Source organism: Legionella sp. D16C41, assembly GCF_048541585.1.
Lineage (GTDB): Bacteria > Pseudomonadota > Gammaproteobacteria > Legionellales > Legionellaceae > Legionella_C.
In genome coordinates this window covers 31,457-48,800 of record NZ_CP183304.1, presented here as the reverse complement: position 1 = coordinate 48,800, position 17,344 = coordinate 31,457, and the positions used below count along the sequence as shown (strand labels likewise).

Here is a 17,344-nt window from a genome sequence, read left to right as displayed (position 1 = left end):
ATCAAACTAAAATACTACAACTTTATTAAATACTATTTCACTTAAATATATGGTTATATATCTATTATAGGAAGACAGTTCTTTATGAAAAAAATATGGATATTTTTACTAAGTTTTATATGTTGCTTGTTTGCCGCCTCATTTGCAAATGCTTTAACAAAACCTCAAGTGGTTCATACCACCATCCAACGGACACCTATACCTGTTAAAGTAACCACCAAAAATGAAAATTGGATAGAAACTATTTTAATTTGTAACACTACCTCTGACCCTATTCCGCTAAATGATGTTGAATTTGACTTTAGTTATGCTGTGAAGATGCCAACGAATATATGGGGGCAACCGTGGGCTGCTTGGCATGTACAAAGCCAAGAAGGTAAACAAGTTGTATTGCTAGGTGGCACACCTTACACGCCTGCCCTACAGCCTGATCCAAATTGTAATAATCCTCTTACTATTCAATTTAATGCTCCTCCTGATATATCCGCCCCTACCGGGCCTTTTGTTTTCAAAGCGGCTGGTACGTCATCAAATGAAAATGGTAAATTGAATATTACCATGCCTTCTATACCAGAAGCAGGCTTAGCTAATCCACAAGTTACGATTACTGGTATGGGCCAAAAATTAAATCATACTGTTGCCTGGGGAACGGTATGGAGTGTAAGTAATTTAGTTGCTGGTGCATATACAGTTAGTTCTTCTAATGTAGGTAATGAACAACATATCTATCAAGCAAACCCAGTTGATGTCACTATAGAAGCCAACGCAACGTCTGCAGTAACTATTAAATATTCGCTTGCAACATCGAACTCAGGTACCTTGACTGTAATCATACCAGCACTGCCTGAAGCTGGATTAACGAATCCTGCAATTACTGTTCAAGGTATGGGAAAAACATTTAATAAAACCGTTGCTTGGGGCTCACAGTGGAAACTAACTGATCTTGCCGCTGGTAATTATACGGTAACTTCGTCTACTGTCACGAATGGTACCAATACTTATCAGGCCAACTCGGTAGATCTCACTGTAACAGCAAATGAAACTGCTCAAGCTCAAATTCAATATACTATCATTACAGCTAGAGTAGGAAATCTTAGAGTGAGCATTCCTGCTGCACCAGAGACAGGATTGAATAATCCAGAGCTGACTGTTGATGGCATGGGCAAGACATTCACTAAAGTAGTTCCTTGGGGCATGTCCTGGGATCTGAAGCAACTTGCTGTCGGCACTTATAAAGTTATATCTTCTACTGTGAGTAATGGTAATCATACTTATCAAGCCAGTCCAGTCAATGCCACTGTAAGCGCTAATAATACCGCCCTGCTGACAATGACGTATACCATGGTCTCTGCTAACACTGGTAATTTGACAATTAGTCTACCCTCTATACCCGAAGTAGGACTGTCAAATCCTCAATTGACTGTAAAAGGCGGCGGACAAACTTTTAACCAAACAGTAGCTTGGGGTACTCAATGGCAATTAACAAAAATACCTATAGGTGATTATATAATTACCTCATCAACAGTAAATAATGGTACTCACACCTATCAAGCTAATCCTGTTCATACTAGTGTTGCCACTAATTCAACAACTAAAGTATCAGTTGTGTATACGCCAGTAAATAGTGGTCGTCCTAGTTCGTGGAATAGCATTAAACATGTTGTCGTTATTGTTTTTGAAAATACAAATTCAAGCGATGTATTGAGCCAACCATTTTTTAAATCATTAACTACTAAAGGGGCCTATTTATCACAATTCTCAGCAATTACTCATCCTTCAGAACCTAATTATCTTGCTCTAATTGGCGGTAGTACGTTTGGAGTTACTGATGATAGTATTCATAATATTAACGCAAAACATCTTGGTGACTTATTAAATGAGAAGGGGTTAAGTTGGAAAGCTTATGCTGAAGCATATCCAGGTAATTGTTTCCAAGGGGCGGTCAGTGGAACTTACTACCGTAAACATGAACCTTTTATTAGTTTTGTTGATGTTCAGAATAATGCTAGTGAATGTGCCAAAATTGTTTCTGGCCAACAGTTCTTCTCAGATTTAGCTGCAGATAAACTGCCAACATATTCTTTATACGTGCCAGATATTAACAATGATGGTCATGACACCGGCATCGCATTTGCAGATAATTATTTCTCTAAGACCTTTGGTCCGATATTTAATAATGCCAGTGTCATGGATAATACACTCTTTATTATTACTTTTGATGAAGACGATGGAAGCGCTGCTAACAAAATTTATACGACTTTTCTTGGAGCAGGTGTAAAACCAGGTATTACAAGTACAATTAAATATACACATTATAGTACTTTAAAGACAATTGAAGATATATTTCAATTGGGAACATTAGGTACAAATGATCAGAGTGCAACTGAAATTTTAGATATTTGGAATTTTTAAATCTAAGAATGTATTAAGGAGTAAGGCCAGGTACCCTGGCCTTATTCAAGTGATCGTCCTATTATCGATTATACTAAAAATTTAATTTAACTATATATCCAGCAATTTAAATAGTTTTTTTGCAATATCCTAGATAATTTATGCTCTTTATTACTTACACTTTCAAGTTTTTTACCACACATAATATTCTGCAATTTGAAAAAATAAAAAATGTGCTGATATTAAAAAAGTTATTATGAGAAATCTAGTTTATAACGCTGCTTGGGTTTTTAGAGTTTTTAGCTAAAGATTTAATAGCTTAAATCATATCTTTAGCCACTATTCTTTCTCTTCCTGCAATGAGTGCAAAATTTGTATTACAATAGCTTTAGTCTGTTAACAAAGTTTTAATATGATTTCTGAAGAAAGAAGTATAAATATACCTGGTTTTACTATTAGCTTAAAAATTTGGAATATTAAATGTTCAAATCCTATATTATGTTTGCATGGTAAAATGGATAATGCAGCTAGTTTTGATTTCCTAGCCCCTTTATTGTCTGATAGACAGATTATTGCTGTTGATTATCCTGGAACAGGATTTTCAAGTTCATATCCCGAAGGTGTAATGCCTAATTGGAAAAATGATGCCTATCTCATGTTACATTTGATAAATGCGCTAGGATGGCAGTCTTTTGATATAATTGCTCATTCACTTGGTTCACTACTAGCAGCGACTATCGTAGCTGCCAGGCCACAGCAAGTAGGCCGAGTAATCTTTCTTGATATTTTAGGGCCAACGATTAATTTTATGGAACAAAGGATGAGTTATTTTCATTCTGATATAGAAACTTATTTATCTTATAATAACAGAGCGCGCACTTTATTTCCGGACCAAGAAACAGCGATTCGAGATAGGATGAAAATAGGCAATATAAGTTCTCAGGCAGCACAAGCTTTAGTTAAGCGAGGAACAGTAAAAAGTGACGAGGGATGGCACTGGACATTTGATAAACGATTACGTTGTGTTAGTTCCACACTTCCTGGTGAAGATGAATTACGACAAATGTTTAAAGCTATTGAAGTCCCAGTATGTCTTATTCGTGCTAAACAAGGAGTTGTTTACCCGCAGGATTTATTTAAAAGTAGGGCTGAATGTTTAAAAGATTTAATAGTGCAAGAAGTTCAGGGGGGACATCATGCTCATATGGACAATCCAATTCCTGTAGCTAATTTAATTTCTCAATTTTTCAATTCTTAATTTAAAAAGTTGTATAATAAGGCTGCTAGTTGGCTTTATCAGCCTTATTATTATTTTATTTAAATGCTTTAAAATTTAAGAACAAACCATATCTTGGCCGCAGCAAACAGGTGATTTGATTTTGCCGCATCCATTCGGACATTTTGCAACTTGAACTTGTTTATTTTCTTTTGATGTTACCATATCGGTCTTCAGGGATGCCTCACACTTCCCGCACACCATACCTTTAACGCTCATGCCACATACATTACATTTACATTCCATTGTTTTTCTCCTAGTAAGCTAACTATTTAATATTAAACAATATCAATTCAAAAGCTCAAGATCAAACAACTTAAAAATGCAGTTAATTAATTTAGATTGCTTGGATTTTAAAAATTTCACTTATAAAAAAAATTATCTAAGATCAAATAAACTTTTGGTCAATAAATTCGGGCTTATGAAAAAATATGAACACCTATAGAAAACAAAGTGATTAGTTAATAAACCAGTTAAATATAAAGTGATTATTTTTTTAAATTAGCTAATTGGTGTTTTCTTAATTTTTGATAGCTGTATTTTACGACTATAACAAAAAAATTTACTGCCGATTTAGTCACGACTTCTTAAAAAGAAGTCGTGATTGAAAAATATATTATACTTTGAATGTGGTTTTTAACCATTTTTTTGCTTCTTGGCTGATTTGCTTATCTTGTAATATAGTTGCTAAAATATTATCCTTTTTTTCCTCTTGAGCACCGCACATTTCATCCATTAATTTATTCCAGTTTTGTAATAATTGCGATTCAGGAGTTTTTCCTACGTTAGCAAGAATATTGTATGCACAATTTTTCCAATATGCGTCCATTGCTTGATCCATCCAAGCTACAATTTCTGGCGTTAATCCATGTTGTTCTAGCCCTTTTCCTTCTGCAAAACCTTTTTCAAATTTCTTAGTGCGAAGATGAGCATACTCTTTTCCATAAAGTTTATTTACCCAATCAATTAATTTTTTTCCTAAATAAATACCTGTTTCAGAATTGGGATCTTTATGAATATTATTTTTGAATTCTTCAACCAGATTAAACCAATTTTTTTCAAAGATTTCTTTCTCTTTGGGAGTAGTATTTTCCTTCATTGCTGTTTCAAATTTTGTATATTCCTTGAACTCCTCCGGAGTAAATATCTCTTTTACCCATGCATCTTCAAGTTGTTGCGACATTTTATATACCTCAATTAATTTAATTACTTTTTTCCAAGGAATAAATTTATTATGGCTACAATCTTGAGCTATATGCTCTAATATAGTACTTGCCTCTAATAACGATTGTGCTTTTTCTCGTAAGAACTTCGATTGTATAGCAAAGTTACTGGACGCATTATCATGTTTGGTAAGCAGTTGTTTAATTTGAGATAACTCAAAACCAAAAAATTTAAGCGCAATAATCTGCTGTAACCTTAATAAATCCCTCTCAGAGTACAAACGATAGTTATTACTTTGGCGCAAACTGGGTTTAAGTAGACCTATCCTGTCATAATGGTGCAGTGTACGTACTGACACTTGAGCAAGTTTTGCAAACTCGTTTGTAAGCCATTGTTTCATCGTTTTTGCCTCCTTGTCTGTAAGGCTAAGGTGTGACGCAACGTCATAGTCAAGCTTTAAATAATAAATTTTTTTTTATTAGATTAAGCTTTAAGGTTTCAAATGATTTAATCTTGAGAAAGTAGCTGATGTTGGCTAGTTTTAAATGGAGGATTGCAAGAGATGAAAAGTCGCATACTACCTTCTCAATAGTACTTCTCTCCAGGCTCAACTAAAACTACATCTCCAGGACTTAATAAGTATTCACAATTATTGATTACAACTTTTCCTGTGCCAGTTTCAATATAAACAAGCTCTTTGCATTCTCTATTAACAGCATATTGATAAGTAGGATAACGGCCTGAAATAGTTACTATTGCAAAATTAAGATTATCATCCATTAAAGGATATTCAGTGACAAAGCACTGTTTAGTATTTTCGCGCTCAATAATTTGATTTTTGTAAGCTATTTTCATGTTAAATACTCATTATTGATTTTTACAAATTTTAGTAAAGTATCTAAAAATATAACTACTAATTAATAAGTTATAGATCCTAAATAGCTAACAGTTTATTTTAAAACCTAACAAATTCCTATTAAAAAATCATTTACGTTAAATAAATAAAAACTTTCTAAAATCCAATAATATTTCAACAATTAGATAGGAGAATTAATGTTTACTTACTTTTATAGAGTTTTATTATGAAAACTATATTATTTATTTTCTTCGCTGGTTACCAATTAGTAACTAATTGACTGATGAATAATACTTTTATACCTTCAGTACGGTATTTGTTAATAGTAAAGGAGATTACCATGAAAGAAGCTATTATTAAAAAAATTGTGCAAGAAAAACTTTTAAAAAAAAGCAAGGGTTGGTGTGGCCCTGGTACTTGTATTGGATAGTAGTTTTAAGCATCTTAATTTTAAGGTGCTTTACTTTTTTAAAGGACTTAAAAAGATGGCCTACCCTAAATTAGATACAATTATAAAATATCAAAATGATAAAATAATTTCTCGTTATCATCGTGATTTTCCTAAAGCAGCGATGCAACCTACCGAGGCTTTAAAAGAGCTGATGAAGTTTATTTGGCTATGTTTTAAACATAGTTATGATAAGGAAAAAGACCCTACCAATGTTTCTTTGAATTTCTCCTGTATCGTACATCCAGAGATGGTAGACATTGATAATATGTGGCATACATTTCTTTTATTTACTAGAGATTATTATGATTTTTGTATGCTGTATTTAAATGGCATATTTTTCCATCATGAACCTATCATAAGCTTAAATGATGATTGGCCTGAGCATTACGAGCAAGAATTAACCCTATATCTAACTTACATATACGATAATTTAGGTCAGAAGACTGTATTAAAATGGTTTCCAATAAATGATTAACAAGATTCAATAAATTTTTTTTCTGCTGACATAATTGTCGCTATATTAGTTTCCGTCCATATTTTAAGTGAATTCAGTATAACACCTAATTCTTGCCCTAAACTAGTTAATGAATAATCTACTCGCATCGGCAAAATAGGAAAGGGCTTTCTATGGATAAAACCCAGGCGCTCTAATTTATTTAATGTTTGGGTTAACATTTTAGGAGAAATACCGTTAAGTTCTCGTTTTAATTCACTAAATCGTAATGTTTTATGTAAGAGTATATTAATTATTAAAATAGACCATTTATCACTTATTTTTTCTAAAACATTATGGGATGGACACTGGTCATTATAAACAGAAAAACTTTCAAGCATAACGGAAGCCTAAAGAGTAAGTATTATATTTAAATATACTTAATTTGGATATTAATTTGTTTGCTAAAACTTAAATAAATTATTTTCTAGCCTATTCTACTCCGCCAACAATTTCCTTTCTTTTCTTAAGTCACTAATTGGATAAAAGTAAAGCACTGTGCTATATATTTAATCATATTTATTATTTAATATATAACCATAAGGATCGTATTTGCTGCTTTTTGATTAACAAATAAATTAATTTTAGTGCCTTTAACGTTATACAAATCATATCAGTCTATTGCAAAAAACATAGATAGTTAAAGGAAAAAAATGAAAATCAACAAATACATAATTATCTGCATTTTGTTTAGTAACCTAAATCTTGCCATTAGCGAAAATAATAATTTTCCTTTGATTGCAATTGATCATTGTACCAATACTAATTTAGCTAATGAGGCACCGTATCTTCCAGCGCCAGATTTGATAAAATTTCAACATTATAAAAATGTTATGTTAAGCCATTTATTCAAACCACAACATATCGTTCATGATTTAATACTAAACGAGCAACAGCCTATAATGCTGCATGCGAAATTTGCCTATGATTGGTTTTTGCATAAAGCCTTAAAAGATGAATATGTTCATGTTTATTTTTTTGCTGACCATACTACTCAGTGGCTTGATTTTGGGAAATTTAAAACTGATTCTAATGGAGAAATCTTCATTCCGTTAAAACAAAAGTTGCTAGCGGGTGACTATTTAGTTCGTATATTTGTGGAAGGAGACGGTAGTATAGCTGAAGGTTTTATCAGTATCATTAGTCCTAAACATCAAGCGATTGTTTTTGATATTGATGGAACATTAACACTTTCGGATTTTGAACTTTTAAAAGATTTACTGTCGATATCTATAGCTTCACCTTACTATTATGCTTCTGAAGTTTTAGAATCCTATAGTCAAAAAGGATATGAATTAATTTTCCTAACTGCTCGTCCTTACTGGATGGCTACAGTATCTAGAGATTGGCTAAAAAATGTTTTATTTCATGATCCATGGCCTCTTAAAACTCGAAATACACTGTTATTTCGTGAAGGAACAGCCCAATTCAAAGCAAATTATTTAAAAGATTTAATTCAGGAAAAACATCTAACTATTGTACGTGCTTATGGTAATGCAATGACGGATATAGAAGCTTATAATCTTGCCGGGATACCAAAAAAAGACACCTTTATTATTGGGCCTAATGCAGGAAAACAAGGAACTAATCCGATTCAGAAAGATTATTTTAATCATTATTATAACATTGTCATGCCGACTCCATTAGCGGCTTGTAGAAATAATTAAATTCAGATCCGCAAACTATTGCAATAACCAAATATAAAAGTTTAAGCGTTAGCTCATCACTTTAATAGATTTAGCTACAGAAAGCGGATTATCTTTATCTAAATTTTTTATTTCTTGTCTTTGTTCTTTCCGTAATTTATCTTGATCAATATTGCTAGTATTACACTCAAAAAAGGAAATTTTATAGGTATTGTCATTTTTATAGACATTCCCACCTGAATGAATAGAGTAAAAACGGTATTCTTGCGTATCAACACATATCACACCGGTATAAGCTTTAATAATTACAGATTTTATATTTTCTTGCCTTAGATTCTCTAATACTTTGCTTAATAAACAATTTTTATCTAGCTTTTTTAAGTCGTGATCAGTTAATACAAAAGTACGAAGGTGAGGAAATATTGCTTTGTAATGTGTATAATCTTCTTTATCACTCCTATCTAAAATAGAACTACGGTTTTTTGCAATATTTAGTACCGACTCTATCTCATGAGGAGGCAGAGGTGCTACCTTATCTTTTAAAGTAATTTGTTGCCTCTTTGACGAAGGTAAAATAATTTTAGCAAATTTTTTATTACTAACTAATTCTAAAATTTCTTTCATTTGCTCTGAGTTAATTATCTTATCTAAAATAATTTCTCTATTATTAATATAAATTAAGCGTGGTTTATTACCAGGAATTAAAACAAAATTATTTGTATTTTTTGTACTTATTATTTTAATTTTTTCTTGAATATCTGCTTCCGCATGATACATAATAAAGCCAGTTGATTCATTCTGACTTCTATAATCAGTTATTAATTTTTTTTCTTCCTCGCTTTTTTCAAGTACGGCTGTTTGGCATCCTAGTAAGATAATTTCTTTAATTTTTGGGGCAATTTTAAGTAAACTACTTATTTTTTCTGGCCCGTACTCGCCAATTTTATCACTTGTTTTAGTTGTATGCCCAATAAAAACTAATTTAGCTTCTTCATTAAGGAAGCAAGAAATTTTTTCTAAAATAAAACTAGCTTTACTAAACGTATCAGGTATACGATAACACTTATTTAATCGCTTAGGGTGGTTAATATAAGCTAAATATGCATCCTTAATTTCTCCTTCTAACGGCTCTGGGGTGATAATAAAATATAGCTTATCTTTAAAAAAATTGGGGAAAGATTTGTTTGCTTCTTCCTGCAATTCTTTAGGCATATGTTGAATTAGTGATATATCTCTTAATAGAAAGAATTCTAAAGTTAAAGTATTAATAATTTGAGTTAATATTTCTTTATTGTAAATGTAAGTTAGTGCGCCAGGATAGCGTTTAATATATTTAATGTAAAATTCCTTTTCCTGCTCTAGCAAGGGACCATTAGTTGTAATATTTACTTCTCTAATTGCTGTTTCCGTAAGCGGAGTATCTTCCATATCTATTAGCTTAATTAAAAATTCAAGCTTATATCTATATAAAGAATTCTCTTTTTTTACCTTGTCAAATAATCCTAGAACCCATAGCCTATTAAGCTTCACTGAATGTGCTAATAATTGCAATTGATTTTCTGTTAAATGATCTATATTTTCTATATTTGGAATAGGTAGCAATGCTAAATGATTTTGAGACCTAAATTTATGATTGCAAACAATTAAATATAATTTTAAATAATCATCTGAAATAATATTTTTATTTTCAGGTAATTTAACAAGCTGTAATGCGTCAGGATGTTGTTCTACAGCAGTTTGGCAAATTTCAAGATAAGTTTTAAAAGTACTATTGCTTTCAGAAGGTAACGAAGCAAGAGAAATATTACCCAATATTTTCCAGTTTTTTTCAACTTCCTTTTTTAAATTCTCCTTATTAGATTTATTGAAGTCTATCTTTTCTAACATGATAATTTTGTAATAACTACATCTGTTTCTATTACTATAAAATTTTCAAATTAAGGATTGATTAAATAACGAAAATTGGAGTGCAAATTTAATGTAAAGATTTTTCTCAGAATTAATAATACAGTATCTTAGTGATCTAAAAATTTCAATTCAGGGAAACTGATAATGAATGGTAAATTTAAAAAATACTAGCAATCCTTTGCTACTATACAATCAACGGTGTTTTTTCGTTGGTGAGCCATAAGAATCTGGCCTTGGCCTTGGGTTATTCATATCATTAAATGGACTAGGTGTTGTGCCAAAAAATGCTGGGGGTCCACCTAAAGAAGGACCATTATCTATTGAAAGGTGATAATTACCTATCGTAACACTGCTGTTATTTTTAAATTTATCTAATTGACTAGTATAATTCGAATGCTTTTCTTCGAATTTTTTTACAGTTTCCTTATGCTCTTCTTTTATAATGTTATGTTTTACTAATAATGAATTAAAATCCTTTTTCAGGTTATCTAGATCATCCACATTAACTTGAAGATAATTACCCATTAATGGTTGTAATTTTACAAATAAATTATGAAACTCTCTTGCTGATAACTGATAATCTTTAACTGCTTGACGATTTCTAACAGCTTCAGCACCAGAATTCCTACTTGATTTATAAGAATCATTATCTTTTCTTACTTTAGCTATATTGGAAGATACATTATCCATGTGCATAACCAAGGGGGAAATAATTGTCCGTACGCCATCATCAGGAACCGATTGATGTATCACTCTCAATCGTGAACTCGTGTTAGTTGCTTCATCATGTAAAGCTTCTACACCTTCGTCAAAAGCTTCTTCAGATATATCATCTAGATCTAAAGTATCCCCTATAGTAACTAGATTATTGATACTTCTGTTTAAGCTCGGGTAGTGTTGTTGAACGATATTTATACTGTTCTGAATAGCTACTATTTTTTGTTGTTGTTTAACTATTTGTTGTTGTTTAACTTGCATTAGATTAACTATTTCTTGCGCACGTTTCTCGAGATCCTCTAATTTGCTTAATAAATATACCGTTGAATCGGTATTACTAATTTTTTGTGTTTTATTACTAGGATTTAATAAATTATGGATTTGAGCTTGAGTAGATTCATAAAGTCGTTTAAATTGCTCATCTTCTTTTCCTTTACTAGCAAGCAAAAGAAGTAAATTTGCTAGTAATTCTCGTTCCTTTACTATTTGTGTATATACAGCTCTTTCCTGCTCAGCAATTTTAATTAACTCCTCGAGTATCATTTCCTTTACTGCTTCGCCAACTGGCGTTTTTAAAAAAGAAATAACCTGAGTTGCATTTTGTAATCCATATTGGCCCATTACTTCTTCATTTTCTACATTTGGATGTAACCAATTATTTAAAACGTTACTCTTTAATTCTACAGAGGAACCATCAGCTCTAGATAACATCAATGCACTAGAATTATCTGCATAACCATTTACGTTAACAGCCATAAAACTAAACCTACTTTAAAAACATAAACTAATTATACCAAAAAACTTGGTTCAATTAAATGCCTTTTGTTAAAATTTAATACAATTTTTAAAAATTTTAACTAATTTATAGCGTTTAAAATTAAATTTAGCACATTAATAATTTTTTTATTAATAGATTATTAGTTCTTAAAGTCATTCAAAATACTAATAAAATTAGAACCATTAACACTTTATTCATCAATAAAAAGTAACTAAATGGCTCAAAATAATTACATTTTTGTTAATTACTTCTATAATAAAGCTTTAAACTGCTCTACCCTTTTGGGTAGGATAATAATTATTATATTTTATATCCGCAGTTTAATTGCCGTACCCCTTTTGATATAGTTACTCTTTGGTCGCTGCAGCAATAAGGAAATACATGAAGATATTACTTACCGGTTGTGCTGGTTTTATTGGAATGCATACTGCTTTGCGTTTTTTAACAGATGAAATTAAAATCATTGGTATTGATAATCTTAATAATTATTATGATGTTAATCTAAAAAAAGCACGCTTAGCAAGACTAACCACGAGCCCAGATTTTAAATTCTATGAATTAGATGTAAGTGATAAGCAAGCAATTAAGGAATTATTTACTCAAGAAAAGCCAGATAAAGTAGTTCATTTAGCTGCACAAGCTGGGGTCCGCTACTCTTTGATAAATCCTCATGCCTATATTGATGCCAATATTCAAGGGTTTATGAATATACTCGAAGGCTGCCGATACCATGATGTTGAGCATTTAGTATATGCTAGTAGCTCTAGCGTTTATGGTAGCAATACTTGTTTACCTTTTGATGAATCGCAAAATATTGATCATCCCATAAGTCTTTATGCGGCCACTAAAAAAGCTAATGAATTAATGGCTCACACTTATAGTCATTTATATAATCTACCCACAACAGGATTACGTTTTTTTACTGTTTATGGTCCTTGGGGACGTCCTGATATGGCTTTATTTAAATTCACCCAAGCTATTTTAGCCGGAAAACCAATTGATATTTACAATCATGGTAAAATGATTAGAGATTTTACCTATATTGATGACATCGTAGAAGGAATTACTCGCGTCACTCATAAAACAGCAACCGCCCATAGCAACTTTAATGCATCAATGCCAAATCCTGCCATTAGTAGTGCGCCCTATCGAGTTTTTAATATAGGCAATAATAATCCAACACCTTTAATAGCTTATATTAATGCCTTAGAAGAAGCACTCGGTATACAAGCGCAGAAAAATTATTTACCTATGCAACCTGGCGATGTACCGGCTACAGCTTCTAATACCGATGCACTGAAAGAATGGGTAGAATTTAAACCAAATACTTCAATTTCTACAGGAATTAAATGTTTTGTCGATTGGTATAGATCTTACTATAAAGAGGAACAACCAATAATTTGATATAAACAAGAATCAAGGATGAAATAAAATGTTAAATAATTTTATCGAGAAAGTTAATAATCGAGAAGCTATTGTTGCCGTTGTTGGACTTGGTTACGTAGGATTACCCTTAATGCTTCGTTTTGCAGAAGTAGGTTATCGTGTAATCGGAATCGATATTGATGAATCAAAAAATGCACTTTTAAATCAAGGTAAGTCTTATATTAAGCATATTTCCAATGAAAGAATTCATAATGTTAAGAAGCTTTTTATCGCCACCTCCGATTTTTCAAAGGCAACTGAAGCAGATGCGATTATATTATGTGTACCCACTCCACTAAATAAATATCGTGAACCTGATTTAAGCTTTGTTTTACAAACTATGGATGCCCTGCAACCCTACTTACAAAAAGGCCAGATGGTTTCATTAGAAAGTACAACTTATCCTGGTACTACTGAAGAGGAGTTAAAACCGAGGATTGAAAGTAAAGGACTTAAGGTTGGCGAAGATGTTTTTCTTGTCTATTCTCCAGAACGAGAAGATCCAGGTAATCCAAATTATTCTACAGCAACTATTCCAAAGGTTTGTGGTGGTGATACTGAGAACTGTCGAGCCGCTGGCCAGGCCTTATACTCTTCAATTATAAATCATATTGTATCTGTTTCTAACACCAAAGTAGCTGAGATGACTAAATTACTAGAAAACATTCATCGCTCGGTAAATATTGGTTTAGTTAACGAAATTAAAATATTAGCTGACAAGATGCATATTGACATACACGAAGTCATTGAGGCAGCTTCTACAAAGCCATTTGGATTTGTAGCATATAATCCCGGTCCTGGTATTGGCGGACACTGTATTCCCATTGACCCATTTTATTTAACTTGGAAGGCTCGCGAATATGGTATACATACTCGTTTCATAGAATTGGCTGGCGAAATTAATAGTTATATGCCCCATTGGGTAGTAAATAAAGTTGGTCATGCTATGAATGAACGCGAACGAACTATAAAAAATAGTCGAATTCTTGTGCTAGGTGTGGCCTATAAAAAAGACGTTGATGACGTTCGTGAGTCCCCTTCGATAGAAATTATGGAATTGCTACAAGATCGAGGCGCACTGGTTGATTATTCTGATCCATATGTTCCTTCTTTTCCACAGATGCGAGCCCATGATTTTAATTTATTAAGTGTAGAATTAACTGCATCTACAATTAGTCAATATGATTGTGTCATTTTAGCCACAGCACATGAGGCATTTGATTATGAGTTAATCGCAAATAATGCAAAATTAATTGTTGATACACGTGGTGCTTTTAGAATGTTTAAAAACAATAATATTGTGAATGCTTGACAATATTAATAATTACTTCTCTAAAGCTACAAGCCTAAAGCTTATAAGTGGGAAATTCAATTTAATTTTTGAGTTTCCTACTTTCAAATGCTATTAAATTTAAGGAAAATGGCTATGGTTAAAGACGAAGCGGATAAAAATTCTATTACGCTTTTAAATACAGCTGATGAGATTTTGCTAAAGGCAAAACTTGCTTATGAAGCAGATGTAGAAAATCTCCAATTGTTTGATAAATATCTTCAGCTATTAATTAAAAATAGCGATTTGCTAACAGCAGAAAACTTAATTAACAACTCACCTTTATTAAAAAAAGATTGCGTTGAATCTTGTCTAGTCCATGCCCATTTGCTTTATAAAATGAAGAAATATGATGAATCTGATCAAATGTTTGATGATCTTGTTGTCAAATTTCCAGAAAATCATAAATTACGGATAATATATGCACAAACTTTAAAAAAGAGAAGGAAAGTTATTAAAGCTTATGAAATCATTAAACCTCTAGATAGTAAGCTATTAGATAAAAAACAAATCAAGATTTATGATGAAATAATTAAAATTATTAAACTTGTAGAAGCTAAAGAGGGACAGCCTGTTAAAGACGATGATGACTTTGGCCTTTTAGCAATTAAACATTCCATTTTACACTTTAAAGACAAGCAGCAAATTGCTAATTCTTTTAATCAACTAGGAAAAGTTTCCCTAATAACTGGCAGCTTAGGTCCTGGCGGTGCTGAACGACAAGTATGTTTAACAGCTATACATATTAATGAAAAAAAAAGGCAAGATGAATTAATTGCCAATATACATATTGCCAAAGAAGTTGATGTTTTAATTAATGCATATGATACAGATGAAGAAAAAAGTTTCTTTCTATCTCTTTTAAACAAACATAATGTTAACCTATTTCAAATTAAAAATTTGCCTGTAACACCTATAGAAAAACTTGATGTTGAGCCTTCTTCCCTATTAGATTTACTTAATGAAACGCCAAGCTTAATACGTTATGGTTTAAATCATTTAGTTCAATATTTTCGCGATGCTAAAACAGAGGTAGCTTTCATATGGCAAGATGGCGCAATTTTATTTTCTGCAATTGCAGCATTAGTCGCTGGTGTGCCAAAAATTGTACTAAATTTTCGTGGCTTTCCACCCAGTTTAAGGCCTCACTTATTTAAACCAGAATACTTTCCTCTATATAAGAATTTGGCAGAAATTTCTAAAGTTTCTTTTGTCACTAATACTGCAGCAACGGCTAAATCCTATGCTGAATGGTTAGATATCCCTTATGAACGCTTCACCGTAATTTATAATGGTATAGTTCCACCTGAAGTTATACCAGAAGCACACGAGGAAAAAATGTGGGCTGAATTTGAATCCCAAACAATTGATGCAACGGAAACAATCGGTGGTGTATTTAGATTTGAAACCGATAAGCGCCCTATATTGTTTATTCGCTTTATTAAACGATATCTTCATAAACACCGTAATGCTCGATTTATATTAGTTGGCGAAGGACGCTTGCGTAAACAATGTATTTCACTTGCTGATGAACTAGGGATTTTAGAGAGAATTTTATTTGTCGGCCTAAGCAAATCTGTCGGCTATTGGCTATTAAAACTAGATGTCATGTTGTTAATGTCTCTTTATGAAGGGCTACCGAATGTACTCATCGAGGCCCAGTATATGGGCGTACCCATTGTCTCCACTCCTGCAGGTGGCGCAGCGGAATGTTTTATTGAAGGAGAAACAGGCTATATTTTAAGTAGCTCAGAAGAGCCTGATCTATCAGAAGCATGCGAAAAAGTAGAAAATATTATAACGAAGTTTAGAGAGAATCCAAATTTAAAAGATAAAGCAATTCAATTTGCCAACACAAATTTTTCAATTTCAGGTATGATTGAAACAACTGTTAAAGCTTTAACTAGGGAATCCCCCCACGTATTAAGGGAGCAGGAAGTGTGCGAAGAGTTGGTGTAAGATTTATAATTTGTCAATTAATATTAGTTGTACTTTATTTGCAGTTATTAAGTTGTACGACGTTACCACGAAGTGGCCCTACAAAGTATGATGTATATAAGAGTAGTTATGGCCATATCCCTATTATTCCCGTTACTGTAGATGTAGCAACAATAACAAATATTAGTTCTATATATACTTGGATAGCTGCTAGTGAGGCTGATCTTATAAATTATGAAACGTTAGATGTTGGTGATAAGTTAGAGATTAATATTTGGGAAAATGCTTCCGAAGGATTATATACAGGTGATCAAAAAGGCGCTGCGAGCCTCGGTCCCCACATCATCTCAGGGACAGGACATATTTATATCCCCTACGTAGGGAAAGTAAAAGCAGCAGGTAATACTGTAGAGCAATTGCAACGAAAACTTACCTTAATCTTAAAAAATAAAGTTATTAATCCGCAAGTCATTATTAAAAAGCTAGAAGGACTTAGTAAACAGGTATCTATCCAAGGCACAGTCGCAAAACCAGGTACTCTAGAAATAAGGCCTGAACGATATGATTTAGTTTCAGTACTTGCTGAGGCCGGAGGATCTACCCTCTCGCCTGAATTAACTGAAGTGATGCTAGAAAGAAAAGGTAAAAAATTTAAAACAACACTTATAGATATCTATCAAGCTCCTGACAAAAATGTCACGCTTTACCCACGAGATAATATAATTTTAAGTGAGATAAATCGCTCTTTCACGGTTCTTGGTGCAACAGGTGTTCAAAAGTTAATAAAATTTTCCAAAAGTGAATTATCTTTAATTGAAGCCATCGCATTAGCTGAAGGATTAAGCGACGATATGGCTAATCCAGCTGGAGTCTATTTATTAAGACATGAAAAAGCAGAAATTTTGCATGCATTAACGCCTATGATAGGTAGAGTTTGTTGCGAACAGATGCACAAGTTATCTATGAATTGA

General features: G+C 32.3%; 13 protein-coding genes. 8 read left to right on the top strand and 5 right to left on the bottom strand.

The window, feature by feature from the left end; translation table 11 throughout:
• Positions 1 to 84: 84 nt before the first annotated feature.
• Both ACNVED_RS14915 and ACNVED_RS14910 read left to right on the top strand, forming a co-directional pair.
• A complete protein-coding gene (locus ACNVED_RS14915) occupies positions 85 to 2,412 on the top strand; it encodes an alkaline phosphatase family protein (RefSeq protein WP_419421351.1) in 2,328 nt (775 codons plus the stop codon).
• A 391-nt stretch (positions 2,413 to 2,803) separates the two neighbouring features.
• On the top strand, positions 2,804 to 3,649 hold the full coding sequence (locus ACNVED_RS14910) for an alpha/beta fold hydrolase (protein WP_419421350.1): 846 nt from the start codon (positions 2,804 to 2,806) through the stop codon (positions 3,647 to 3,649).
• Positions 3,650 to 4,283: 634 nt separating this feature from the next.
• On the opposite strand, the gene ACNVED_RS14905 is transcribed toward ACNVED_RS14910, so the two are convergent.
• Together ACNVED_RS14905 and ACNVED_RS14900 are read right to left on the bottom strand one after the other, a co-directional pair.
• A complete protein-coding gene (locus ACNVED_RS14905) occupies positions 4,284 to 5,231 on the bottom strand; it encodes a MerR family transcriptional regulator (protein WP_419421349.1) in 948 nt (315 codons plus the stop codon).
• 185 nt (positions 5,232 to 5,416) lie between these two features.
• Positions 5,417 to 5,686, bottom strand: a complete 270-nt coding sequence (locus ACNVED_RS14900) for an AraC family ligand binding domain-containing protein (protein ID WP_419421348.1) — start codon at positions 5,684 to 5,686, stop codon at positions 5,417 to 5,419.
• 486 nt (positions 5,687 to 6,172) lie between these two features.
• Here ACNVED_RS14900 and ACNVED_RS14895 point away from each other — a divergent pair, with 486 nt between their 5' ends.
• Positions 6,173 to 6,613, top strand: a complete 441-nt coding sequence (locus tag ACNVED_RS14895) for a hypothetical protein (protein ID WP_419421347.1) — start codon at positions 6,173 to 6,175, stop codon at positions 6,611 to 6,613.
• Here ACNVED_RS14895 and ACNVED_RS14890 read toward each other — a convergent pair.
• Positions 6,610 to 6,972: a winged helix-turn-helix transcriptional regulator gene (locus ACNVED_RS14890; RefSeq protein ID WP_419421346.1), complete on the bottom strand. Its 363-nt coding sequence runs from the start codon at positions 6,970 to 6,972 to the stop codon at positions 6,610 to 6,612. The two genes, ACNVED_RS14895 and ACNVED_RS14890, sit on opposite strands and share 4 nt — an antisense overlap.
• A gap of 312 nt (positions 6,973 to 7,284) precedes the next feature.
• Here ACNVED_RS14890 and ACNVED_RS14885 point away from each other — a divergent pair, with 312 nt between their 5' ends.
• On the top strand, positions 7,285 to 8,298 hold the full coding sequence (locus tag ACNVED_RS14885; protein ID WP_419421345.1) for a hypothetical protein: 1,014 nt from the start codon (positions 7,285 to 7,287) through the stop codon (positions 8,296 to 8,298).
• A gap of 48 nt (positions 8,299 to 8,346) precedes the next feature.
• Here the strand turns inward: ACNVED_RS14885 and ACNVED_RS14880 are convergent, their stop codons facing one another.
• Both ACNVED_RS14880 and ACNVED_RS14875 read right to left on the bottom strand, forming a co-directional pair.
• Positions 8,347 to 10,164 carry a hypothetical protein gene (locus ACNVED_RS14880; RefSeq protein ID WP_419421344.1) on the bottom strand — a complete coding sequence of 606 codons (1,818 nt, stop codon included), beginning with the start codon at positions 10,162 to 10,164 and terminating at the stop codon, positions 8,347 to 8,349.
• 213 nt (positions 10,165 to 10,377) lie between these two features.
• The gene (locus ACNVED_RS14875) at positions 10,378 to 11,658 is read right to left on the bottom strand and encodes a hypothetical protein (RefSeq protein ID WP_419421343.1); all 1,281 of its coding nucleotides are present in this window, start codon (positions 11,656 to 11,658) and stop codon (positions 10,378 to 10,380) included.
• Between the two features lie 403 nt (positions 11,659 to 12,061).
• Here ACNVED_RS14875 and ACNVED_RS14870 point away from each other — a divergent pair, with 403 nt between their 5' ends.
• From ACNVED_RS14870 to ACNVED_RS14855, 4 genes are all read left to right on the top strand, one after another.
• Positions 12,062 to 13,084, top strand: a complete 1,023-nt coding sequence (locus tag ACNVED_RS14870; RefSeq protein WP_419421342.1) for an NAD-dependent epimerase — start codon at positions 12,062 to 12,064, stop codon at positions 13,082 to 13,084.
• Between the two features lie 28 nt (positions 13,085 to 13,112).
• Positions 13,113 to 14,417, top strand: a complete 1,305-nt coding sequence (locus ACNVED_RS14865) for a nucleotide sugar dehydrogenase (protein ID WP_419421341.1) — start codon at positions 13,113 to 13,115, stop codon at positions 14,415 to 14,417.
• A 114-nt stretch (positions 14,418 to 14,531) separates the two neighbouring features.
• The gene (locus ACNVED_RS14860; protein ID WP_419421340.1) at positions 14,532 to 16,394 is read left to right on the top strand and encodes a glycosyltransferase; all 1,863 of its coding nucleotides are present in this window, start codon (positions 14,532 to 14,534) and stop codon (positions 16,392 to 16,394) included.
• Entirely contained in the window at positions 16,376 to 17,344 is a 969-nt protein-coding gene (locus ACNVED_RS14855) for a polysaccharide biosynthesis/export family protein (RefSeq protein ID WP_419421339.1), read from the top strand. Before ACNVED_RS14860 ends, ACNVED_RS14855 begins: the two co-directional genes overlap by 19 nt.